The organism is Bradyrhizobium sp. AUGA SZCCT0160 (assembly GCF_018130105.1).
GTDB lineage: Bacteria > Pseudomonadota > Alphaproteobacteria > Rhizobiales > Xanthobacteraceae > Bradyrhizobium.
In genome coordinates, this window is sequence record NZ_JAFCMD010000002.1 from 506,134 (window position 1) to 527,347 (window position 21,214).

The window sequence follows — 21,214 nt, forward strand, 5'->3', positions numbered from 1 at the left end:
TCGGAATCGCCTTCTTGGCGCTGAGAAACATCGGGCGTCGCCGATGAAGCCGCACTGACCTCGCACCGCGCATGCGGACCATGGCGGCACATCCGAATGCCGCCATGACTCGTCCTAGAAGACACGGTGGCCGGCTTTCCGGCAAGAGAGAGAGAAATACCAACCCTACTAGTACAGGCCGTCGCTTCGCGGCGTTTGGCCCGAGCGCTTCGATGACGCTCGCGCGTTCAGCGCGTCGTGGCTCGTGAGCGCACGCTCCCGCGCCCAGATGACCGCGGCGCTACGGCGATTTACGCCAATTTTGCGGTACAATGACGCAATGTGGTTGCGCACGGTATTCTGGGAAAGATGAAGCATCTCGCCCATTTCGGAGTCGCTTCGCCCTTCGCAAATCAGCCAAAGCACCTCGCGTTCGCGGCCCGTTAGAATATCGAGGTCGGAGGATCGCGGCGACGACCTCGTGCCCTGACGCAATGCGTTGAACTTCTCAACGATCATTCGGGTAAGCCACGAACTGTCGGACATAACGGCCTCGATAGCTGCGATCAGCTGCGAAGGCTCCTTTTGTTCGCCGGCTTGTTGAATTACGCACACCGGAGAAGGTTTGCCGTCAATCATGACCTGGGTAGTCGCGACAAAGCAATCGATCGTCCGGCCTTCCGGCCGGGGTATCGGCAAGGCAATATCCTGCAAGCCACCGTTGAGACGACGCCGCAGGTTTTCATCGATCCAAACAATTTGTCCTGTCGCATCGACAAAAATAGCGCCCTCGGTAAAGGCAGAAGCGAGTTGCTCCAGCTCCTCGTTGCGCCCAAAATCTCTCGTCACCTGGTCCATGACGGCCCCCTGTGTGGACTCATGATCGGCAAATTGGAAGTTGCCAAGATAACGTTGCGGAGGGGGACTGGTTCCGGCCTACTAACTCCATAGTACATCAGCACTATTCGCAGCGTGGAGCGGTCATGAGTTCGCGCGGTGCGGTTCCGATCGGAAAGTGGAGAATTTTGCTGCGTTCCTGAGCAAAAATGCCGGCGTAGAATGAACGAGGCAATGCCTGCTGCGTGCGAGCGAAGCAAGCCATCACGCCGCTTGCGAAACGATGGAGTGCTTCCACCTTCGCTCGTTGAGCTACAGCGGACAAGCCGTCGCTGTCGCTCCTCGCAATGACGAGATCTCAGCCCGTCGGGTTGTTTTTGCCGCAGCCACCGCGGCGTCAGGCCAGATGCCGGTCCCGCGCCGCAATGAAATTCCGGATCGATTGCGGGATCGGGACCGGACGATGGGATTTCTGATCGGTATAGACCCAGACGATCTCGCCGGTCACCAGCGCCTCATGGCTGCCCTTCTGAAAGATCGCGAGTTCGAAGGTAAGGCTTGAATTGCCGATCCGCGCCACCCGCGCCCCGACGTCCAACTCCTGGTCGAACAGCACCGGCGCCTTGTACTCGATCAGCGATTTGACGACGTGGAAGTCGATCCCGGTCTTTCGGGAGTCGGCATACTGGTCGTAGCCGAGCGCGCGGAAATATTCGGTGATCGTGGTGTCGAAATAGGTCAGGTAGTGCGCGTTGAAGACAACGCCCTGCCCGTCGATTTCGGAATAGCGCACTCGAAACGGGTGGAAGAACCAGAACTGCTCGCGTGACATCAGATCATTTCCCGGAAAGACGCCGCTCTTCCGCGCCGAGTTCAGACCGACAGGCTTTTTCCAATGTCGGCAAGTCGCCATGCACCAACTTCCATAGCACGGGCGCGGCAATACTCTCGTAATCGTGGCGCAGTACGTTGCCGATCCCTGCAACTTTCTGCCATGGGATTTCCGGATGGCGCGCCTTCAGGTCGTCCGTAAGATGACGACTGGCTTCCGAAATGATCTCAACACCGCGCTCGACGAGCCACTGTCGCTGCCAATCGCCTTCGAACGCTTCGAGCGACACATCCGCCAATACGCCATTGACGCGTTCGATCGCCTCGATGATGTCCGTTAAGCGGGGGATGAGCGACCGTGTTATCACTAGAACACGCGGACGGCTGTTGCTTCTATCGTATCCCGCAGCGCCTTGTGCAGGCTGTCGCGCGTCATGATTTCCGTCTTCCGGCCGAGAATGCTGGCCGCGTACTCTTTCACGTCCATCAGCTCGTACACGCCGAGCTTGCCCTTCTCGTAATCAAAAAAGAGATCGACGTCGGAATCGTGTTTCGCCTCGCCACGCGCCATTGAGCCGAACATGTAAAGATGTTCGACGCCAAGCCGCTTCAAATCGGCTTCGTGCTGCCGCAACCGGCTAATGGCCTCATCGCGTTCCATAGCAACATCATAGCAAATCCGGGCGGGTGATTCCACGCCTTTCGATCTCGGCATCACGTAGCAGGTAGCCCGCATGAGCTTCGCGATATGCGGGGACACGCCCCGGATGTCGCTGCGCTCATCCGGGCTACGGATCACAGACAAGTCACCCGCTCTGCCGCGAGATAGCCGAACAACAGGCCGAGGCCGAACAGTAGCACCAGGCCCGCCGCGCCGAATTCGATGCCGCGCATGATCAGCGCGCCGCCGCCTTCGCGGCCGGCGCTGAGGCGCTCGGCGAGGCCTCGCGCGGACACCGCGACGATGGCAATGGTCGCGACCGTGATCGCGGTGCCGAGGCCCATCACGAAGGTCGCGGCGATTCCGGCCCAGAACAGGCCCTGCGCCAGCGCGAACACCAAGACCAGGATCGCGCCCGAACAGGGCCTTAGGCCCACGGCGAAGATCGCGCCCAGCCCACGCTGCCAGCCGCCGGGACCGGCAAGCTGATCCGGCGTCGGGCCGTGGGAATGGCCGCAATGCTCGTCATGGACGTGGTCGGCTGCGTGGGAATGAGCGTCAGCATGAGCGTGCGCGTGGGCGTGACCGTGCGCATGGGCGTCAGCGTGCGCGTGCGCATGGTGATGATGTTCATGGTGGTGGTGATGGTGATCGTGGCCATGATTGTGATGATGGCTGGCCGTAGCAGTAGCGGTGGCCATCGCGGGCACCGGCTTGGCCTGCAGCGCGCGCATAAATCCGCCGCCCTTGGTCCAGACCAGCCGGGCGCCGAACGCCGCGATCAGGGCGTAGCTCGCGATCTCGATCGCCTTCTCCGCCCCGCACATCGTCTTGGCGGTGGCGTTGAGCAGCCAGGCGCAGATGCCGACGATCAGCACGGCGACCAGCGCCTGCAGCATCGCGGACGCAAACGACAGCACGATGCCGCGCCGCGCGGTCTCCTGGTTGGCGACCAGATAGGACGAGATGACAGCCTTGCCGTGGCCGGGGCCGGCGGCGTGGAAAATCCCGTACGCAAACGAGATCGCCAGCAGGGTCCAGACCGCCGAGCCGTCGGACTTGGCGGCGCGGATGGTCGCCGACATTTCGCGGTAGAATTCCGATTGCTTGGCCAAGAGCCAGCCGACGATGCCGCCGACCTGCGGCTCAGGGGCTTTGGCCGGCCGGGGGCCGCCGAACGGGTTTTGCGCCAGCAGGGCGTGGAGGACGCCGTCGACCGCGACAATGGCGGCGAGTGCGACGATCCCGATCAGGAGCGCGTGGGTGAAGCTGGAGCCTTTTCCGTTTCGATCGAATCGAAACGGGGCTCCAGATTCGTTTTCTTGACGCGTTTTCTTGACGCGAACCGGACCCACTTCGCTGGAAAACGCTTTGGTCACGGGCAATCCACCAAAATCTTGTTGGCGTACATGGCGCCGTAGTTGGAATTGTCGCCGTTCATGAAGTTGTTTTCGTTGAGCCGCTGCGCATTGGCGGTGCCGTCATTGGGCCGCTGGAATTGCAGCTTGCAGTCAGCGGGGGCGCCGACCAGCTTGATCGGGTCCTTCTCCTCGAACTTGAAATCGATGAAGAAGGCGGGATCGAACACCTCCAGCGCGGCCTGTTTGGCCTTGAACGGCGTCTTGGCGGGCAGCATGAAGTGCAGCGTCAGCGCGTCATCCTTGAATTCGAGGTAGTAGTCGACCGGCTCCAGGAATCTCTCCTTCTTGCCGTCGGCCTTGGCGAAGGTGAAGTAGCCGAATTCCTTCAGCGACTCGATATTGGTCTGCGCCAGCGGCGCCAGTTCCTCGCGGCTGTAGACGCCCTTTGTCTTCGTCTCGATGCCCTGCAGCGCATAGGTCGAGAACATGTCGTCGAAGGTCCAGGCGTGGCGCACGCCTGAGATCGCGCCGTCAGGGGCGTAGACCACCTCGCTCTTGGCGGTGATCCAGACATGCGGATGGGCCTGGGCTGGGGCAGCGCCGAGCAGCGACGCGACGATCAAGCCTAAGAAGCCGAACAGTACACGCATTACGTCGTCCCTGCGAACGCAGGGACCCATACGCCGTGTCGTCTCGTTTGGGCAGTGTGGCAAAGGCGTTCCTTTACAACGAACATTAGTGGTTATGGGTCCCTGCGCCCGTGCGCAATTGCGCACTAGGCAGGGACGACAAAGAGAGAGCTCACGCCGCCTCCGGCGTTTCGAGCAGGCCCCGGCGGCGCAGCAGCGCGTCGGGCTCCGGCTCCCGGCCGCGGAAGGCGACATAGGCATCCTCGGGGTCGCGCGAGCCGCCGGACGAGTAGATGTCGTCATGCAGGCGCTTGGCGGTGGCGGGATCGAAGATGTCGCCGGCCTCCTCGAAGGCGCCGAACGCGTCGGCGTCCATCACCTCCGACCACATGTAGCTGTAATAGCCCGAGGCATAATGGTCGCCGGAGAAGATATGGCCGAATTGCGTGGGCCGGTGCCGCAGCGCGATCTCGGCGGGCATCCCGATTTTCTCCAGCTCCGCCTTCTCGAACGCGCCGACGTCGCGGCTGGCCGAGGCCGGCTGGGTGTGGAATTCGAGGTCGATCAGCGCCGAGGAGACGAATTCGACGGTGGCAAAGCCCTGGTTGAATTTGCGCGCGGCTAGGAAGCGGGTGAGCAGTTCGTCCGGCAGCGGCTCGCCGGTCTGGTAGTGTTTTGCAAACTGCCGCAGCACCTGCGGCTGCTCCTGCCAGTGCTCGTAGAGCTGCGAGGGCAGCTCGACGAAGTCGGTGAAGACAGAGGTGCCGGACAGCGAGGGATAGTTCACGTTGGACAGCATGCCGTGCAGGCCGTGGCCGAACTCGTGGAACAGGGTCCGCGCGTCGTCCGGCGACAGCAGCGACGGCTCGCCGTCGGCGCCCTTGGCGAAGTTGCAGACATTGATCACCAAGGGAGCGATCGCGCCGTCGAGCTTCTGCTGGTCGCGCAGCGAGGTCATCCAGGCGCCGGAGCGCTTTGACGGCCTGGCGAAGTAGTCGCCATAGAACAGCGCCTTGTGCTTGCCGTCGGCGCCCTTGACCTCCCAGACCCGGACGTCCGGGTGCCAGACCGGGATATCCTTGCGCTCGGCGAAGGTGACGCCGAACAGGCGGGTGGCGCAGTCGAAGGCGGCCTCGATCATGTGGTCGAGCACCAGATACGGCTTGATCGCGGCATCGTCGAAATTGGCGCGGACCTGGCGCAGCTTTTCGGCGTAGTAGCGCCAGTCCCACGGCGCCAGCGCGAAATTGCCGCCCTCTTCGGCGATCATGGCCTGCAGCGCGTCGCGGTCGGCGAGCGCCCTCGCCCGCGCCGGCTTCCAGACCCGCTCCAGCAGGCTGCGCACCGCCTCGGGCGTCTTGGCCATGGAGTCTTCGAGGCGATAGGCCGCATAGGTCGGGTAACCCATGATCTTCGCGGCCTCCTCGCGGAGCCCCAGGATCTCCACCACGGTGGCGTTGTTGTCGTTGGCGTTGCCGTTGTCGCCGCGGGCGGTGAAGGCACGGAACACCTTCTCGCGCAGGTCACGCCGATCCGAGCTCTTCAGGAACGGCTCCACGGAAGAGCGCGACAGCGTCACGATCGCCTTGCCGGCCATCCCGCGCGCCTCGGCGGCGGCCTTGGCGGCGGCGACGAAGGCTTCAGGCAGCCCGCCGCGGTCGTCCTCGCCAAGCTCCATGAACCAGTCCTGCTCGTCGCCGAGCAGGTGGTGGCTGAACGAGGTGCCAAGCTCGGCCAGCCGCTCATTGATCTCGGCCCGGCGCGCCTTGGCGGCTTCGTCGAGGCCGGCGCCGGCGCGGTGGAAGTTGGTGTAGGTGCGCTCCAGCAGCCGGATCTCCTCCCCAGTCAGGCCGAGCGTGGCGCGGTTGTGGTGGAGCATGGCGATGCGCCCGAACAGCACCGCGTTCATCATGATCGGATTCCAGTGCCGCGCCATCCTGGGCGACACTTCCTTGTCGATCTCCAGGATCGCCGGATTGGAGTGCGCCGACACCAGGTCGTAGAACACGGCGGAGACCTTGGAGAGCAGCTTGCCGGAGCGCTCCAGCGCCGTAATCGTGTTGGCAAAGTCGGGCGCCGCGGGATCGTGGGTGATGGCGGCGACCTCGGCGGCGTGATCGGCAAAGGCCTGCTCGAAAGCCGGCAGGAAGTGCTCGGGGAGAATTTCCGCAAACGGCGGCGTCTCGAACGGCGTCAGCCACGGCCGGAGCAGCGGATTTGCCGGGGCTTCCGGAGGGGCTGCATTTTGCTGGGTTTCCGACATCACAAATCCCGTTTTCGCGCTGAAGCCGCTGCGGGCCCCAGGCCTTGTTTTTGACGCGTTTTGCTCAGGCGAACCGGTACCCGCTTCGGCTCGAAAACGCTCTGAATGATGCGTCAATCTATATCACGCGATACGGCATTTTTGGGCCTTTTAAGCTTGATAGTGGAGGCCTTTTCGGAGAGATTGCGCCCACCCAACAGGACCCGTTTCCATGAGCATGCAGCCTTCTTCCGGTGCCAAGAGCGAGATCATCTGGCCGAGCGTCATCACCGTCATCTCGGCGGCGATCCTGATCGGCGCCGAGGTGTTCGGCGCGGCGTTCGCCGGCGGCTGGGCGATCGCGATCCTGCTTGGACTCTCCGACACCGGCGCGCACATCCTGCAGGCGGTGATGTTCGCCATCGGCGTCGTGATCATGGTCGGCTTCATCCGCCAAGCTCAGCGCATCGAGCCGTTCTGGAAACGCAGCTGACGCGCTTGAAGCGAAGAAAGCGCTGCGGCGCAGCCGCTTCGCGATTCCACTTCACGCGACAACACTCCGTAATTTCCCCGAGAAGTCTTAACGGCTGTTCATGTTTGACGTCGCCAGCGCGCGCTGGCGACGTCAAGAGACGCGCTGAGCGCGCTGCTGTAAGCACGCGTTAGGGAAATTTGCCCACAGCCTAAAAAAAATGTTGCGAAGCGAATTCAAAAGTCTTATTTGCACTCTTGCCCAATTTCGCACGTGCCTGTGGTCGTGTGTCAGTCGGTAGGTATCCGGACAAGAGGCCGGACAGCCGCCAAGGGATGAAGAACCGAGGGTCGCTTCATTAGCGGCCAGCATCTCTCTCAAGAGATGCCGTTGAAGGTCTCTGCATCCTTTGCAACCGTGACTGGCAGCCGGAGGCGAACCGGCGCACCCCGCTCTCAACGGGGGACGCGACTTAAAGCAACGACGGATCGGGCTTTTTTGGTCTCTACCGGCATTCCAACGCCGGCGCGGGCTACTGAAAAGGCTTGTCCTTCATTGCCAGGTGTGCGGGCGGGAAATTCCCAACCAATCCACGGCAGCACTATTCGGTCTGAGTCCAAGGCCTAGTCGCGTCTCCATCGTGCGACTGCGCCGAAGCACTTATGGCCGAGATTTACATTTGAACGGGTCCCGTCGCTGGGCCGTTTGGAGGGTGCTATGACCGAACGTATTCAGGAATTCCTGCGCAACCGCCGCAGCGAGGGCCAGGACACCGAGCCTTGCCTCGTGGTCGACCTCGAAGTCGTGCGCGACAACTACCAGACCTTCGCGAAGGCCTTGCCGGACAGCCGCGTGTTCTACGCGGTGAAGGCAAACCCGTCGCCGGAAGTGCTGCAGCTCCTGGCCTCGATGGGCTCGTGCTTCGACACCGCGACCGTCGCCGAGATCGAAATGGCGCTGGCTGCCGGTGCGACGCCGGACCGCGTCTCCTATGGCAACACGATCAAGAAGGAGCGCGACATCGCGCGTGCCTTCGCGCTCGGCATTCGCCTGTTCGCGGTCGACTGCGCCGCCGAAGTCGAGAAGGTTGCCCGTGCCGCGCCCGGCGCCAAGGTGTTCTGCCGCATCCTCTATGATTGCGCCGGCGCCGAATGGCCGCTGTCGCGCAAGTTCGGCTGCGATCCGGAGATGGCGGTCGACGTGCTCGACCTCGCCAAGCGTCTGGGCCTGGAGCCGTGCGGCATCTCGTTCCATGTCGGCTCGCAGCAGCGCAAGGTGAAGGCGTGGGACCGTGCCCTGTCGATGGCCTCGTCGGTGTTCCGTGACTGCGCCGAGCGCGGGATCAACCTGTCCATGGTCAACATGGGCGGCGGATTCCCGACCAAGTACCTCAAGGACGTTCCTCCGGTCCTGCAATATGGCCGGTCGATCTTCCGCGCGCTGCGCAAGCATTTCGGCAACCAGATCCCGGAAACCATCATCGAGCCGGGCCGCGGCATGGTCGGAAATGCCGGCATCATCGAGACCGAAGTCGTTCTGATCTCCAAGAAGAGCGACGAGGACGAGGTGCGCTGGGTGTATCTGGACATCGGCAAGTTCGGCGGTCTCGCCGAGACGATGGACGAGTCGATCCGCTACGCCATCCGCACCCCGCATGACGGTGCGGACATGACGCCGTGCGTGCTCGCGGGCCCGACCTGCGACAGCGCCGACGTGTTGTACGAGAAGCTGCCGTATCCGCTCCCGGTTACGCTCGAGATCGGCGACAAGCTGCTGATCGAAGGCACCGGCGCCTATACGTCGACCTACTCGTCGGTGGCGTTCAACGGCATCCCGCCGCTGCGGACCTACCACATCTGAACTGGCCGCTGAGGCCTGACTAACCGGGAGCCGGCGCGCCGGCTCCCATCCCTCATTTCGCGATTTTTCTGACAACGCTCCGCGGCTCGAACAGCCGTGCGAGTGAGGACTGACGTGCCATGACTGCTTTGCGGAAGACCACTGTTGCCCTCACCCCGAATGCCGCTCCGTTCGCGATCCGTGCGGAACGGGCTTCGGACGTCGTTGCGCGTGAAGCGCTGCTGGATGCCTGCTTTGGCGCAAACCGTCTTAACCGCACCTGCCAGCGCCTGCGTGACGGACGTACGCCCGCCGAAGGCCTTGCCTTGTCGGCCGTGGCACGGGGGAAGCTAGTGGGCACCGTCCGGTTGTGGCACGTCAGCGCCGGGGGCATCCCGGCGCTGATGCTCGGCCCGCTGGCGGTTGAGGAATCCTCCCGCCAATTTGGCGTCGGGGCCGCGCTGATGGACCACGCGCTCGCGGCGGCGACGGCGCGTGGCCATCGCGCGGTGATCCTGCTCGGCGACGCGCCCTATTACGTCAGGTTCGGCTTCTCGGCTGAGAAGACCGGCGCGCTGTCGCTGCCCGGCCCGTTCGAGCGCGACCGCCTGCTCGGCCTCGAACTGCGCGAGGGCGCGCTCGATGGCGCCTGGGGCATGATCTCGACGTCCGGCGCGCCGTTGGCCAAGGCAAGGGCATCGCGCGCGAAGAAGGCGCTACGGACTGTGCCGCACGCGGCCTGAGCCGTCGCGTCAGAGGGGTTGCGCGGTCCGGCGAAAAGCCCTTAAACCGCGCCAAATCAGCTATCTCCGGATCAGGCCGCAAATCGAGGTTCCGATGCCCCGCCGTCTCATTTCCACCGGTTCGCCGTTCGAGAAGACCGCCGGCTACAGCCGCGCCGTGATCGACGGCGATTTCGCCTTTGTCGCCGGCACCACCGGCTATGACTACACCACCATGACGATGCCTGACGATGTCACGAGCCAGTCACGGAACTGCTTCAAGACCATCGAGGCCGCCTTGAAAGAAGGCGGCTTCGCGATGGCCGACATCGTCCGCGCGACCTACTACATCACCGACCTCAGGGATGCGGATGCCCATTTCGCGGTCTGCGGCGAAGTTCTCGGCGACATCCGCCCGGCCGCCACGCTTCTGGTGGTCGCGGGCCTCTACAAGCCCGAGATGAAGATCGAGATCGAAGTGACCGCCAAGCGCCGCAGCGCCTGATCCACCCCTCACCATCTGTCCGCCAGCACTTTCCGGAGAAACCATCCCATGAGCCCCGCCTCGCAGATCTACGCGAAGATTACCGGTCCCATCGTCATGGTCGGCTTCGGCTCCATCGGCAAAGGCACGTTGCCGATGATCGAGCGGCATCTCGATTACGACAAGTCGCGCATCACCGTGATCGATCCCAAGGACGAGGGCCGCAAGGCGCATTGCGAGAAGCACAATGTGAAATTCATCCAGCAGGGCGTAACCAGGGACAATTATCGCGAATTGCTTACCCCGCTGCTCACCGAAGGCGGCGGCCAGGGTTTCTGCGTCAATCTCTCGGTCGATACCGGCTCCACCGACATCATGGAGCTCTGCAACGAAATTGGCGCGCTTTATATCGACACCGTCAACGAGCCCTGGCTCGGCTTCTATTTCGATTCGTCGAAGGGCCCGGAAGCGCGCTCCAACTACGCCCTTCGCGAAGCGACGCTGGCCGCCAAGAAGGCGCGCCCCGCGGGCTCGACGACGGCCGTCTCCTGCTGTGGCGCCAATCCCGGCATGGTCTCCTTTTTCGTCAAGCAGGCGCTGCTCAATGTCGCCGCTGACCTGAAGCTCAATGCCCCCAAGCCGAAGACCAAGGCCGAATGGGCTGATTTGATGCGGCAGGCCGGCATCAAGGGCATCCACATCGCCGAACGCGACACCCAGCGCTCCAAGTCGCCGAAAGAGCCTGACGTCTTCGTCAACACCTGGTCGGTGGAAGGTTTCCTGTCGGAAGGCGTGCAGCCGTCCGAACTCGGCTGGGGCACCCATGAAAAATGGATGCCCGAGAATGCGCGTACCCACCAGGCCGGCTGCGGCGCCGCCATCTATCTGATGCAACCCGGCGCCAACACGCGCGTGCGCACCTGGTGCCCGACCCGCGGCGCGCAGTATGGCTTCCTCGTCACCCACAACGAGTCGATCTCGATCTCCGATTACTTCACGGTGCGTGACGCATCGGGTACGGCGATCTATCGGCCGACCTGCCACTATGCCTATCATCCGGCTGACGATGCCGTGCTCTCGCTGCATGAAATGTTCGGCCGCGCTGCAAAGATGCAGGAAAAGCACCACATCCTCGATGAGAACGAAATCGTCGACGGCATCGACGAACTCGGCGTGCTGCTGTTCGGCCATGACAACAATGCCTATTGGTACGGCTCGCAGCTCTCCATCGAAGAGACCCGCAAACTCGCGCCCTATCAGAACGCCACCGGCCTGCAAGTGACCTCCGCCGTGCTCGGCGGCATGGTGTGGGCGCTGGAAAACCCGAACGAAGGCATCGTCGAAGCCGACGAGATGGATTTCGATCGTCTGCTGGAAATCCAGATGCCGTATCTCGGCCCGGTAAAGGGTTTTTACACCGACTGGACGCCGCTGACGGACCGGCCGGGCCTGTTCCCGGAAGACATTGACACCTCGGATCCCTGGCAGTTCCGGAACATTCTGGTGCGGTAAGGTTGGGTTCCACCCCTGGTGCACTGCAGCATCAGGGGTCGCTGGCCAGCGTAACGCTCGCTTAATGAAATCGCGCCATCCTGAAGGGTACCCCTTTTGCGAGGGCCTTGAGCCGTCCTGTGTCTCTGCGCAGCGACGTCCCCGGTGGAGCGGTGGAAATGCGCGTCTTTATCGCAATCATGCTATCGGCGGTCGTTTTGGCCGGGTGCAAGCCTGACAACAACAACGACATCACCGGCTCGATCGATAACTGCGCCCGCAAGCTCTACAGCTCCTACAATCCCAAGGACCTGAAGCAGTGCATTAACGTGTGCATCTCCTGCCAGCGCGGCGTGATGACGACCTGCTCGACCTCCTGCACGCTGAAGGGCGCGCAGTAGAGCTTTATTCTTGACGCGTTTTCTTTACGCGAACCGGTATCCACTTCGCTCGAAAACGCTCTGTCTCACTTCGCCATATAGTCGAACGCCACCTTCCCCAATCCCAGCGTCAAATCAGCCTTGAAATGCAGCGCGGAGACCACTTCGCGCACCGGAAGCCGGGCAACGTCGCACAGCGCATGGGGAAACAGGCCAAGCGCGGCCGGACCGCTCCATGCTTCCTTCAGCGTGATGTCCTCGAGATGGAAGCGGACCAGTTCGCAGATCCGAGGGCTGCCGTCGACATGCGGGATGATCTTGAGAATGAAGTTCGGCGCCTTCATGCCCTTCAGCACGGCGTCATGATCGACCGGACGGTGCTTGTAACCCATGGTGGCGGAGGCGCAGAGCACCGAGCCGTAATGCAGCGAGCCGACCAGCACATCGCTCTCGACTTCGATCTTCGGCTTCGCCAGCTTTTTGGGGAAACCCCAGATTTCACGACCGCCGGCGATCGGGCCTTCGTCGTCGAGATACATGGCGTGTGTATAGGCGCCCTCCTCGCCGTCGAGACGGACCGGGATCACCTGGCCGGTTTCGGTGTAGTCGCCGAAGCCGGTCGAGTCGGGCATGCGGATGAATTCGTATTTGACGATTGCGTCAGTGACTTCGAGCGGCTCCGGCACCAGAGCGCGAAGCACGTCCGGATCGGTCCGGTAGGTGATGATGAAATATTCGCGGTTGAAGAACCGATACGGCCCCGGCGGGAAGGACGGGTTGTTCAGCGGCATCGAATACGCGGTTCGTCTGACATCGTCGATCTTCATGGCTTGCCCCATCCTGTCTGCGCGGTCGCGCGATGACGTGAGTATGCGGCAGCTTGGGGACGCAAGCGAGGCTGTAAAACCGGAAGCGTCGTCAAATCGGCGTCAGCTACCAACGCTGACGTCATCTACCAACGCTGACGTCATCCTGAGGTGCGAGCCGTGCGGTGCACTTGCACCGCTGGGCGAGCCTCGAAGGATGGGCCACGGGCGATCTCATCCTTCGAGGCGCGCAAGAGCGCGCACCTCAGGATGACGGTTGAAAGATATTACTTCTGCTTGATCGGCTCGGCCGTTTTCTCTGCCGGTGCGGGCGGCAGCGCGGGCTGTGCGCCCGCTTTCTGCGCGTCGGCATCGGGACGCGCCGGTTCAGGCGGCACGCTGGACGGCCGGGTGCCGGTCGTCGTCTCCGCAGGAACAGACGGCTTTTTTTCCGCGTCCGGCGTCGATTGCAGCGGCTGGGTGGCCTGCGCCAATTGTTGCGGCGGGCGCGCGCTCAATTCCATCAGCGACAGGCCTGAAATGACAAGCCCCGCCGTGACCAGGACGGCCGCGACAAGAAAATCATTCCGGTAATTGCGCTTGTCATGATCGGCAGGCATGTCGTTCACCGCGAGATTGTTCGCGACATCAACGGCCGGCCACAAGAATTGTTCCGCGCGCAGCCCGCGTGGAACCGGCAACCGAGGAGAGCGCCCTAATCCTTGGTGCTGACTTCCCAGGTGGCGTGGCGAACGCCGGGCTGGCGCTGCAGATCGACCGCGACCGCATTCAGTTCGTTGGGATCGATCGCGGTGGAGACCAGCGTGGCGACGATCTCCAGGAGGTCATCGCCATGCTCGACCACATTGAGTTCAGCGACCGGGTATTTTGCATGCTCCAGCCGCTCGACCAGATGGTCGCGCATGTCAGGCAACGCCTCCGCACTGACCGCGAGCTTGAAGTAGTAAGTCGCCTCGGAAGCGCGCTCGTCGATCGGAATGCGGTTGATCGCGTTCACCAGCGGACGCAGCAAGGTGTTGCCGGCGACCACGAACACGGTCAGCGCCGCCGCCTGGGCAACCATGTCGGCGCCGGCGCAAGCTCCGACACCGGCCGATCCCCAGAGCGTCGCCGCGGTGTTGAGGCCGCGGACATTCATGCCCTCTTTCATGATGACGCCGGCGCCGAGGAAGCCGATCCCCGAAACGACATAGGCGATCACATGTACGGCGCCTTCGGCGTACTTCAGATGCATCGCCAGATCGACGAAAGCGGCCGCGCCGACGGCGACCAGCACATTGGTGCGCAGGCCCGCGGTCCGCTGCCGGTATTGCCGCTCGGCGCCGATCAAGGTGCCCAAAACGAAAGCCGCGGTCAGGCTGACCAGAGTGTCGAGGAAATCGGCGATCTGGAAGGTCGTCAGGAAGCGCATGTCGGTTTTCTAGGGGAAAGAGGTGACGAATCTATCACAGCCTGAACGATCTGGTGCTTTGCGGCGACGAACGGTCGCCGGCCCCGGGTGCGAGCGACGATCCGCTTCGCTGCGGGCAACGGCGCTCGATGCGGTCCCGGATAGAACAGATTCGCCTGATTCTGCGAGAATTGTCATGAAAAGATTGCTTTACGTCGCGGTCGCGCTGCTCGGCATTCAATGCTCGCCCGCGGCTGCGGACCAGAACTGCATGACGGGCTATTACCGCACCAGGCAGCCCGCCTGCATCGACAGCATGCTGTCGCAAATGCGAGCCGGCCCAAACGCTGATCCCAGTGCGGTCATCGGATTCCTGGCGCAGATCTTCAGCACGTCGCCCGCGGAAAAGCAGCGCATCCTGCAGCTTGAAGCCTCTTCATACGTCAAATCGGTGAAGCTCGTAGCGCTCTACGGCGCCGGCCTCACGGAAGACGCGCAGAAATTTGCCGAGGAAAACCAGATCACGGCCACGCTGCAGAAAATCGAAAAGAACCAGCCTGCCAAACTTGCCGTGGTGCGGACGTCGTCGAATGCCGCCGACAACGACCTCTTGATCGGCGCCTATATGGCATCCGGTGACACCAGCTTCATTGAAAGAATCCTCGCAAACTTCTCCAGCGCAGACGACGACATGGCAGGCATCGCCATGCGCATGGGATTCATGAAGAGCAAGTTCGGACCGAACATGACCGCGGAAGGCCGGGACAACGTGATGGCCAAGATGGCCTGCGACAAATACGCGTGCAAAACCGAGCCCGCCAAATTCTTTCGCGTGCTGACATTGGCGAGCGCCTTTTGGGCGTTGCAGTCGCTGGCATCAGCCGACGACGGCATCAAGAAGACCTTCACCGGCTTTTTTGCGAACGATCCTCGCCTGAAAAACCTGTTCGCGGCCGAGCAAGCGGCGTTCGGGAATTATGTGACGGCGCTCACCATGCTCGCCGTCTTCAAACCCGACCCGAAAGACCGCGACAAGACCGCCGAAAACATGAGCAAGGCCGCTTCGGCCTTCGAAAATCTCGAACCGGCCGGCAAGACGTTTGACCACATCGAGGCTTACGTCAAAGCTGGGAAGAAGGTGAAGTGACGCGGGCTGGATTGGCTTCACCTCTCCCGCGTGCGGGGGTCGAGACGAGCGAAGCTCGCTCTTAGGTCGGATCGCATCGTGAGATGCGATTCGGGTGGGGGAACCTCTCTCCCCACGAACAGTCTGACTCGTGGCGACACCCCCACCCAACCCTCCCCCGCAAGGGCGGGAGAGGGAGCGCACCGTCAATTGCCGATGCACTTCAGTCTAGTCTCGCCAGCGCAAACGGGTGACCTACAGCTCCACCATGCCGGCGTCGCCGTCTTCGGTGCCGAAGGCGAGCAGCGATCCCTTGGGGCTCCAGGCCAGCGCGGAAACCGCGGCGTTGCCCCTCCGCCGCACCAGGATCTCCGCGCCGTCCTCGATCCGCACCATCAGCACGCAACCGTCGCTGTAGCCGGCGGCCAGGATGTCATGCTTCGGATGACAGGCGACCGCGGAGACGCGCGCCTGCAGCGGCGCCAGCATCGCCGGCTCCTTGCCCATCGGCCCGTCCTTGCTGGCGAACGGCCAGATGATCACGGTATCGGCGCCCGAGGTTGCAAGCCCCTTGCCACCGGCGCTCCACGACATCGAGCGAACGCGGCCGGGATAGCCGCTCATGCGCATGTGCCGGTTGTCGGCGAGCCGCCAGCCATGCAGCGCCGGCTCGTGCATCCCGGTCACCAGAAACTTGTTGTCCGGGCTGAAGGTGACCGACAGATGCGAGCCGGCCCATTCCAGAAACTCAGGCTTCGCCGCCATGTTGGGAAACCACAGCGTCACGCCGTTATAATGCGCGACCGCCAGCCGCAGGCCCTTGGGCGCGAACGCCAGGCCGCCGACGGTCGAGGGCATATCGAATGTTTTCTCTTCGCTCTTGCCGCTGCGGACATACGAGACCTTGCCGGCCGACCATGCCACCGCGCCATCGGGATGCAGCGCGACGTTGTCGATCCAGCGCCGCTTGGCATCGGTCGCGAGCACGCTGACCTCGCCCTTGGCATTGAGCGCGACGAGCTTGCCGTCGTCGCCGCCGGTAACGACGCGCGCGCCGTCGGACGCCGCACACAGCACCGCACCGCCGTGAATATCGACAGGTGAAATCTCGCCGCCGGCGCCGACGATGGCAGCCTTCTCCTCAGCGCCGACGAAGACCGCGGTCTCGCCGAGAAAATACACCGACGATATCGGCATGCCGACCGCAAGCGGCCGCACCTTGTCGGTGATCGAAGCAATGGAGGCGCCTTCGCCCGGATCAAACTGTTTCATCACGTGGTGATACAGCTCTCAAAACCGTCGCGAATCATCTGCTCCGGCAATTCGCGACCGATGAACACAAGCCGGCTCTCGCGCCGTTCGTCATCCTTCCACTTACGCTGATGGTCGCCCTCGAGCATCATGTGGACGCCCTGGAACACGTAGCGGTCGTCATCGTCGCTGAAGGCGAGGATGCCCTTGGAGCGAAGGATCTTCTGCCCTTCGGAGGCGACGAGGTTCTGCAGCCACGGCATGAACTTGGTGGCATCGAGCGGCTTGTCCGTGCGCAGCGACAGCGACTGCATCTCCTCGTCATGGTAGTGCTTCAGCCCGCCATGGCTGTGGCTGTGATCATGATGATGGTCATGGCCGTGGTGATGATCGTGATCATGGTGATGATCATGGCCGTCGCCGGCATCGAGGAATTCCGGCTCGATCTCGAGAATGCGGTCGAGATCGAACGCGCCGCGTTCCAGCACGTCCGCCAGCGCCACCTTGCAGCGCTCGGTGCGGTGCAGTTTTGCGTAAGGGTTGATGCCGCGGATCCGCGCCTCGACTTCGGCAAGCTCGGCTTTGGAAACCAGGTCAGTCTTGTTGAGCACGATGACGTCGGCGAAAGCGATCTGGTTCTTGGCTTCCGGCGCGTCCTTCAAACGGTCGCTGAGCCATTTGGCATCGGCGACGGTGACGACCGCGTCGAGCCGGGCGTTCTTCTGCACGTCCTCGTCGACGAAGAAGGTCTGCGCCACCGGCGCCGGGTCGGCCAAGCCGGTGGTCTCGACGATGATGGCGTCGAATTTGCCCTTGCGCTTCATCAGGCCGTCGAGGATGCGCACGAGGTCGCCGCGCACGGTGCAGCAGACGCAGCCATTGTTCATCTCGAACACTTCTTCATCGGCGCCGATGATGAGGTCGTTGTCGATGCCAATCTCGCCGAATTCGTTGACGATGACGGCGTATTTCTTGCCGTGGTTTTCCGACAGGATGCGGTTGAGCAGCGTGGTTTTGCCGGCGCCGAGATAGCCCGTCAGCACGGTCACAGGAATTTTTTGGGACGTCAGTTCAGACATGGTGGCTCCGGGCGGAAATTCGGGCACGCCGGCAACAGCAGGGAGGCCCCTGCCCTATTCGCCAAGCGCGCTGGTCAGTGCCTTTATATTGTGCCTGACCATATCAATGTAAGTGGGTGCATCGCCCTTTTCGGCCGTCAAACTGTCCGAATAGAGGGTCCCGCCGATCCTGGCACCGGTCTCGGCCGAGATTCGGCGGATCAGGCGTGGATCGCTGACATTTTCCAGAAAAACCGCCGGGATTTTGGCGGTTCGGATCTGGGTGATAATACCGGCGATATCGCGGGCACTGGGCTCGGATTCCGTGGATACGCCGACGGGGGCAATGAATTCGACGCCGTAGGCGGCGGCGAAATAGCCGAAGGCGCCGTGGGTCGAAATCACCTTGCGGCGGCCCGCCGGGATCTTTGCGACGGCTTCGCGCGCCTCGCGGTCCAGGGTGTCGAGTTTCGCCAGATAGGCCTCCGCATTGGCGCGAAAACCCTGGGCTGAGGCAGGATCGGCGGCCGCCAGCGCGTCGCGGATATTGCCGACATAGATTTTGGCATTGGCGACGGATTGCCAGGCGTGCGGGTCGGCATCCGAGCCAAGCTTGAGCGGCGCGATACCGGCGGTCGCCGTCACGACGGAAACCTTGCTCCCGGCGGATTTCAGCAGCCGCGGCAGCCAGCCCTCGAAGCCAAGGCCATTGACGAAAATCAGCTTGGCATCGGCAATCTTCTTCGCATCCGCCGGCGTCGGCGAGTAGACATGCGCATCGCCGTCAGCACCGACCAGCGTCGTGACGTTGACGCGGTCGCCGCCGACATTGCGGACGAAATCGCCGAGGATGGAGAAGCTGGCGACGACCTTGAGGCGCTCCTGCGCGCTGGCCGGAACGACTGTGGCGATCAGCGCCAGACACATGAGGGAGAACAAACGCTGCATCGTTACGCCTCGAGATGCCGGCCGGGGAACAGCTGCCGGACCAGGCCGCTGACATTGCCGAACAGCACGGACACCACATAGATCCCCGCCGCGACCAGGATGACCGCGGGGCCTGACGGAATTTTGGTCTGGAACGACAGCACCAGCCCGGCATAGCCCGACACCATGGCGCTCGCGACCGCGATGCAGATCATCCCGGTGATGTCGCGCGACCAGAACCGCGCGATTCCCGCGGGCAGGATCATCAGGCCGACGCCGAGCAAGGTGCCGAGCGCGTGAAAACCGTTGACGAGATTGATCACGACCAGCGCCAGGAACGCCAGATGCGCCGGCGCGCCGGCGCGGCTCACCGTGCGCAGGAACACCGGGTCGACGCATTCGATCACCAGCGGGCGATAGATCACGGCCAGCACCAGCAATGTAATCGTGGCGTTGAACGCGATCACCAGCAGGGTCTGGTCGTCCATCGCCAGGATGTTGCCGAACAGCACGTGCAGCAGGTCGATATTGGTGCCCTTGATGGAGACGATGGTGACGCCGAGCGCCAGCGACACCAGATAGAACGTCGCCAGCGAGGCGTCTTCCTTCAGTTCGGTGGTGCGCGCGACCACACCGGCCAGGATCGCGACCGTAAATCCTGCGATCAAGCCGCCGGTCGTCATCGCGAACAGGTTGAGGCCGGAGACCAAAAAGCCGATCGCGGCCCCGGGCAGGATCGCATGCGCCATGGCGTCGCCGACCAGGCTCATCCGCCGCAGCATCAGGAACACGCCGATCGGCGCTGCGCCCAGCGACAGCGCGATCACGGCGGCGAGCGCGCGGCGCATGAACTCGAATTCGGTGAAAGGCGCGATCAGCGCATCATGGAGCATTGCAATCAGGCCGCCCGCGACGGCGCATCGGCGGCGCAGGCAGCGGCCCGGTCGTCGAAGGCTTCGCACATCTTCATCGCCACCATCAGGTTATCCGGCGTCAGCACTTGCGCGGTCGCGCCCCAGGCTACCGGCCCACGGGCCAGCAGCAGGGTCTCGGGGAAGTGGTTGCGCACCATGTCGAGATCATGCAGCGCCGCCAGCACGGTGCGGCCTTCGCCATGCCAGCGCTTGACCAGCGCGATCAGATCCGCGGAGGTTTTGGCGTCGATGGCATTGAACGGCTCGTCCAGCACGATCAGCCGCGCGTCCTGCAGCAGCACGCGGGCGAACAGCATGCGCTGCATCTGGCCGCCGGACAGCGTGCCGATCGGGCGGTTCTCAAAACCGTTGAGACCGACGGCGGCAAGCCCCGCCAAAATCCGCTCGCGCTCTTTCTTGCCCATGCCGCCGAAGAAGCCGGTGGAGCGCCACAGACCCGTGCCGACGAAATCGAACACCGAAATCGGAAAGCTGCGATCGATGTCGGCGGTCTGCGGCAGATAGGCGATGTCCTTGCTGTCGAGCCCGCCCAGCGCGATCGATCCCGACAGCGGTTTGAGGATGCCGGCAAGGCCGCGAAACAGCGTCGACTTGCCGGCGCCGTTCGGCCCGATCACCGCGACCAGCGCGCCCCCGGCGACCTCGAGGTTGAGATGATGCACCGCCGGATGCCGGTCGTAGCCGAGCGTGACATTGCTGAATTTCACCTGAGCTTTTGCCTGCGCCGCCATGCTCACCTCATCGCCACCAGCACGACCACCCAAAGACAGGCGCTGACCGCCAGCGCCGCGCCGAGCCGTGCCGCCACGGTCATCCGCAGGATCGACCACGGCGCCGGCTGCGCCGGATGCGGCGTCGAGGGGTCGTGGTGATGGGGATGACCATGGCTATGGGCGTGGTGGTGTCCATGGTCGTGGGAATGGGAGTGAGTCATGCAAGGATGTTATATTATAACATTACGGGAGTCCACGCGTTGGCGCCGGATACTGGACCAACCGCTGGCGTGATTTGCCCGACTGGGTGCGGGGCCAATCCGGCCGATTGGAACCTTCACAGGCCTTGCTTCGCCCAAACGGCGCGGACCTCTTCGTCTGTCGCAAACTCGCCGCGCGCAGCTTCCGCCAGCGAAGCATCAAGGTCCGCTTCTTCGTCAAGCGTGAGTACAAAAGGCGTTTGGGTGAGGCCAGGAGCGGTCGTCTCACGGGTCTTTTTCACGGCCGTCTCCTCACTTCTGCGGTTGATTGCACGCAAGATCAGATCTCGCCTTCCAACGCCTGGCTGGTCAAACCTTCGACAAATCCGCCGGCGAGCAGGATGTTGTCCCGAATGTCGTACAAGGCGAGCTTGACGGACTCAGAATGCATAAATGGCTTCGCGCTCGGCGATCGGCTTCACATGAGGCTTGAGCGCAATCCGGTTTGAAACATCCACACGCACCGGAAACAGGTCTTCGATGCTGTGAACGATCCCAACGTATTTGAAAACATCCATCCGGACGTCCGGCGCGATTTCGACCAGAATGTCGATGTCGCTGTCGGGACGGGCGTCGCCGCGGGCGCGCGAGCCGAACAGGGCCGCATGGCTCACACCCTGAGCCTTCAAGGCGGCTTCATGCTCGCGCAACCTGGCAAGGATATCCTGCTTTTCCATGGGATGCATTCTACCAGAAGCGCTGCTTTCCAGCAGTCCCAAAAAAACGGCGAGCCCTTAGCCACCACTCAACAGAATAAAATTCCCATATTTTCAATAGCTTGAGGAGGCAGCTGCCAACC

25 protein-coding genes are annotated in these 21,214 nt (G+C 62.9%); 7 read left to right on the forward strand and 18 right to left on the reverse strand.

Annotation, left to right across the window (positions count from 1 at the left end; genetic code table 11):
- Positions 1-168: 168 nt before the first annotated feature.
- From JQ558_RS06020 to JQ558_RS06050, 7 genes are all read right to left on the reverse strand, one after another.
- Complete coding sequence (locus tag JQ558_RS06020) at positions 169-837, reverse strand: response regulator transcription factor (RefSeq protein ID WP_212293084.1); 669 nt, start codon at positions 835-837, stop codon at positions 169-171.
- Between the two features lie 376 nt (positions 838-1,213).
- On the reverse strand, positions 1,214-1,648 hold the full coding sequence (locus tag JQ558_RS06025) for a thioesterase family protein (RefSeq protein WP_212211496.1): 435 nt from the start codon (positions 1,646-1,648) through the stop codon (positions 1,214-1,216).
- Positions 1,649-1,652: 4 nt separating this feature from the next.
- Complete coding sequence (locus JQ558_RS06030; protein WP_212293085.1) at positions 1,653-2,015, reverse strand: HepT-like ribonuclease domain-containing protein; 363 nt, start codon at positions 2,013-2,015, stop codon at positions 1,653-1,655.
- Complete coding sequence (locus JQ558_RS06035) at positions 2,015-2,446, reverse strand: nucleotidyltransferase domain-containing protein (RefSeq protein WP_312014717.1); 432 nt, start codon at positions 2,444-2,446, stop codon at positions 2,015-2,017. Before JQ558_RS06035 ends, JQ558_RS06030 begins: the two co-directional genes overlap by 1 nt.
- Positions 2,443-3,561: a nickel/cobalt transporter gene (locus tag JQ558_RS06040; protein WP_212211566.1), complete on the reverse strand. Its 1,119-nt coding sequence runs from the start codon at positions 3,559-3,561 to the stop codon at positions 2,443-2,445. Before JQ558_RS06040 ends, JQ558_RS06035 begins: the two co-directional genes overlap by 4 nt.
- A 122-nt stretch (positions 3,562-3,683) precedes the next feature.
- The gene (locus JQ558_RS06045; RefSeq protein WP_212211500.1) at positions 3,684-4,319 is read right to left on the reverse strand and encodes a DUF1007 family protein; all 636 of its coding nucleotides are present in this window, start codon (positions 4,317-4,319) and stop codon (positions 3,684-3,686) included.
- Between the two features lie 151 nt (positions 4,320-4,470).
- The gene (locus JQ558_RS06050) at positions 4,471-6,561 is read right to left on the reverse strand and encodes a M3 family metallopeptidase (RefSeq protein WP_212293086.1); all 2,091 of its coding nucleotides are present in this window, start codon (positions 6,559-6,561) and stop codon (positions 4,471-4,473) included.
- 211 nt (positions 6,562-6,772) lie between these two features.
- Here JQ558_RS06050 and JQ558_RS06055 point away from each other — a divergent pair, with 211 nt between their 5' ends.
- The 6 genes from JQ558_RS06055 to JQ558_RS06080 all read left to right on the forward strand — a co-directional run bounded on the left by JQ558_RS06055 (position 6,773) and on the right by JQ558_RS06080 (position 11,949).
- Entirely contained in the window at positions 6,773-7,033 is a 261-nt protein-coding gene (locus JQ558_RS06055) for a hypothetical protein (protein ID WP_212211503.1), read from the forward strand.
- 696 nt (positions 7,034-7,729) lie between these two features.
- Positions 7,730-8,872, forward strand: coding sequence for a type III PLP-dependent enzyme (locus JQ558_RS06060; protein ID WP_212211505.1), 1,143 nt, complete (start codon positions 7,730-7,732; stop codon positions 8,870-8,872).
- 119 nt (positions 8,873-8,991) lie between these two features.
- Positions 8,992-9,594 carry a GNAT family N-acetyltransferase gene (locus JQ558_RS06065; protein WP_212293087.1) on the forward strand — a complete coding sequence of 201 codons (603 nt, stop codon included), beginning with the start codon at positions 8,992-8,994 and terminating at the stop codon, positions 9,592-9,594.
- A gap of 94 nt (positions 9,595-9,688) precedes the next feature.
- Positions 9,689-10,078 (forward strand): RidA family protein, encoded by a 390-nt coding sequence (locus tag JQ558_RS06070; RefSeq protein WP_211993997.1) that lies wholly within the window; start codon positions 9,689-9,691, stop codon positions 10,076-10,078.
- A 48-nt stretch (positions 10,079-10,126) separates the two neighbouring features.
- On the forward strand, positions 10,127-11,569 hold the full coding sequence (locus JQ558_RS06075; protein ID WP_212293088.1) for a homospermidine synthase: 1,443 nt from the start codon (positions 10,127-10,129) through the stop codon (positions 11,567-11,569).
- 158 nt (positions 11,570-11,727) lie between these two features.
- Complete coding sequence (locus JQ558_RS06080; protein ID WP_192738183.1) at positions 11,728-11,949, forward strand: hypothetical protein; 222 nt, start codon at positions 11,728-11,730, stop codon at positions 11,947-11,949.
- A gap of 65 nt (positions 11,950-12,014) precedes the next feature.
- Here the strand turns inward: JQ558_RS06080 and JQ558_RS06085 are convergent, their stop codons facing one another.
- The 3 genes from JQ558_RS06085 to JQ558_RS06095 form a co-directional block, all read right to left on the reverse strand.
- Positions 12,015-12,755 carry an acetoacetate decarboxylase gene (locus JQ558_RS06085; RefSeq protein WP_212293089.1) on the reverse strand — a complete coding sequence of 247 codons (741 nt, stop codon included), beginning with the start codon at positions 12,753-12,755 and terminating at the stop codon, positions 12,015-12,017.
- Between the two features lie 266 nt (positions 12,756-13,021).
- Positions 13,022-13,399, reverse strand: a complete 378-nt coding sequence (locus JQ558_RS06090) for a hypothetical protein (protein ID WP_312014962.1) — start codon at positions 13,397-13,399, stop codon at positions 13,022-13,024.
- Between the two features lie 50 nt (positions 13,400-13,449).
- The gene (locus JQ558_RS06095) at positions 13,450-14,166 is read right to left on the reverse strand and encodes an MgtC/SapB family protein (RefSeq protein ID WP_212293090.1); all 717 of its coding nucleotides are present in this window, start codon (positions 14,164-14,166) and stop codon (positions 13,450-13,452) included.
- 175 nt (positions 14,167-14,341) lie between these two features.
- Between JQ558_RS06095 and JQ558_RS06100 the strand changes: the two genes are divergently transcribed.
- Entirely contained in the window at positions 14,342-15,292 is a 951-nt protein-coding gene (locus tag JQ558_RS06100) for a hypothetical protein (protein ID WP_212293091.1), read from the forward strand.
- Positions 15,293-15,526: 234 nt separating this feature from the next.
- Here JQ558_RS06100 and JQ558_RS06105 read toward each other — a convergent pair whose 3' ends face one another.
- From JQ558_RS06105 to JQ558_RS06140, 8 genes are all read right to left on the reverse strand, one after another.
- Complete coding sequence (locus tag JQ558_RS06105) at positions 15,527-16,543, reverse strand: WD40 repeat domain-containing protein (RefSeq protein ID WP_212274553.1); 1,017 nt, start codon at positions 16,541-16,543, stop codon at positions 15,527-15,529.
- Positions 16,543-17,601 (reverse strand): GTP-binding protein, encoded by a 1,059-nt coding sequence (locus JQ558_RS06110; protein ID WP_212211518.1) that lies wholly within the window; start codon positions 17,599-17,601, stop codon positions 16,543-16,545. Before JQ558_RS06110 ends, JQ558_RS06105 begins: the two co-directional genes overlap by 1 nt.
- 54 nt (positions 17,602-17,655) lie before the next feature.
- Complete coding sequence (locus JQ558_RS06115) at positions 17,656-18,528, reverse strand: metal ABC transporter substrate-binding protein (RefSeq protein WP_212293092.1); 873 nt, start codon at positions 18,526-18,528, stop codon at positions 17,656-17,658.
- Positions 18,529-18,530: 2 nt separating this feature from the next.
- The gene (locus JQ558_RS06120; RefSeq protein WP_211994028.1) at positions 18,531-19,400 is read right to left on the reverse strand and encodes a metal ABC transporter permease; all 870 of its coding nucleotides are present in this window, start codon (positions 19,398-19,400) and stop codon (positions 18,531-18,533) included.
- A 5-nt stretch (positions 19,401-19,405) separates the two neighbouring features.
- Positions 19,406-20,173, reverse strand: a complete 768-nt coding sequence (locus JQ558_RS06125) for a metal ABC transporter ATP-binding protein (RefSeq protein ID WP_212293093.1) — start codon at positions 20,171-20,173, stop codon at positions 19,406-19,408.
- Between the two features lie 2 nt (positions 20,174-20,175).
- A complete protein-coding gene (locus JQ558_RS06130; protein ID WP_212293094.1) occupies positions 20,176-20,376 on the reverse strand; it encodes a hypothetical protein in 201 nt (66 codons plus the stop codon).
- A gap of 116 nt (positions 20,377-20,492) precedes the next feature.
- Complete coding sequence (locus JQ558_RS06135) at positions 20,493-20,657, reverse strand: hypothetical protein (protein WP_212293118.1); 165 nt, start codon at positions 20,655-20,657, stop codon at positions 20,493-20,495.
- Between the two features lie 138 nt (positions 20,658-20,795).
- Positions 20,796-21,092, reverse strand: a complete 297-nt coding sequence (locus tag JQ558_RS06140; protein ID WP_212211526.1) for a nucleotidyltransferase family protein — start codon at positions 21,090-21,092, stop codon at positions 20,796-20,798.
- Positions 21,093-21,214: the final 122 nt, after the last annotated feature.

Bases quoted from the DNA above. Each gene is read 5' to 3' on its own strand.
- JQ558_RS06095 (WP_212293090.1), bottom strand. From the start codon at position 14,166: ATGCGCTTCCTGACGACCTTCCAGATCGCCGATTTCCTCGACACTCTG.
- JQ558_RS06100 (WP_212293091.1), top strand. From the start codon at position 14,342: ATGAAAAGATTGCTTTACGTCGCGGTCGCGCTGCTCGGCATTCAATGC.
- JQ558_RS06075 (WP_212293088.1), top strand. From the start codon at position 10,127: ATGAGCCCCGCCTCGCAGATCTACGCGAAGATTACCGGTCCCATCGTC.
- JQ558_RS06115 (WP_212293092.1), bottom strand. From the start codon at position 18,528: ATGCAGCGTTTGTTCTCCCTCATGTGTCTGGCGCTGATCGCCACAGTC.
- JQ558_RS06125 (WP_212293093.1), bottom strand. From the start codon at position 20,173: ATGGCGGCGCAGGCAAAAGCTCAGGTGAAATTCAGCAATGTCACGCTC.
- JQ558_RS06080 (WP_192738183.1), top strand. From the start codon at position 11,728: ATGCGCGTCTTTATCGCAATCATGCTATCGGCGGTCGTTTTGGCCGGG.
- JQ558_RS06060 (WP_212211505.1), top strand. From the start codon at position 7,730: ATGACCGAACGTATTCAGGAATTCCTGCGCAACCGCCGCAGCGAGGGC.
- JQ558_RS06140 (WP_212211526.1), bottom strand. From the start codon at position 21,092: ATGGAAAAGCAGGATATCCTTGCCAGGTTGCGCGAGCATGAAGCCGCC.
- JQ558_RS06105 (WP_212274553.1), bottom strand. From the start codon at position 16,543: ATGAAACAGTTTGATCCGGGCGAAGGCGCCTCCATTGCTTCGATCACC.
- JQ558_RS06045 (WP_212211500.1), bottom strand. From the start codon at position 4,319: ATGCGTGTACTGTTCGGCTTCTTAGGCTTGATCGTCGCGTCGCTGCTC.
- JQ558_RS06050 (WP_212293086.1), bottom strand. From the start codon at position 6,561: ATGTCGGAAACCCAGCAAAATGCAGCCCCTCCGGAAGCCCCGGCAAAT.
- JQ558_RS06020 (WP_212293084.1), bottom strand. From the start codon at position 837: ATGGACCAGGTGACGAGAGATTTTGGGCGCAACGAGGAGCTGGAGCAA.
- JQ558_RS06025 (WP_212211496.1), bottom strand. From the start codon at position 1,648: ATGTCACGCGAGCAGTTCTGGTTCTTCCACCCGTTTCGAGTGCGCTAT.
- JQ558_RS06085 (WP_212293089.1), bottom strand. From the start codon at position 12,755: ATGAAGATCGACGATGTCAGACGAACCGCGTATTCGATGCCGCTGAAC.
- JQ558_RS06120 (WP_211994028.1), bottom strand. From the start codon at position 19,400: ATGCTCCATGATGCGCTGATCGCGCCTTTCACCGAATTCGAGTTCATG.
- JQ558_RS06110 (WP_212211518.1), bottom strand. From the start codon at position 17,601: ATGTCTGAACTGACGTCCCAAAAAATTCCTGTGACCGTGCTGACGGGC.
- JQ558_RS06070 (WP_211993997.1), top strand. From the start codon at position 9,689: ATGCCCCGCCGTCTCATTTCCACCGGTTCGCCGTTCGAGAAGACCGCC.
- JQ558_RS06055 (WP_212211503.1), top strand. From the start codon at position 6,773: ATGAGCATGCAGCCTTCTTCCGGTGCCAAGAGCGAGATCATCTGGCCG.
- JQ558_RS06065 (WP_212293087.1), top strand. From the start codon at position 8,992: ATGACTGCTTTGCGGAAGACCACTGTTGCCCTCACCCCGAATGCCGCT.
- JQ558_RS06130 (WP_212293094.1), bottom strand. From the start codon at position 20,376: ATGACTCACTCCCATTCCCACGACCATGGACACCACCACGCCCATAGC.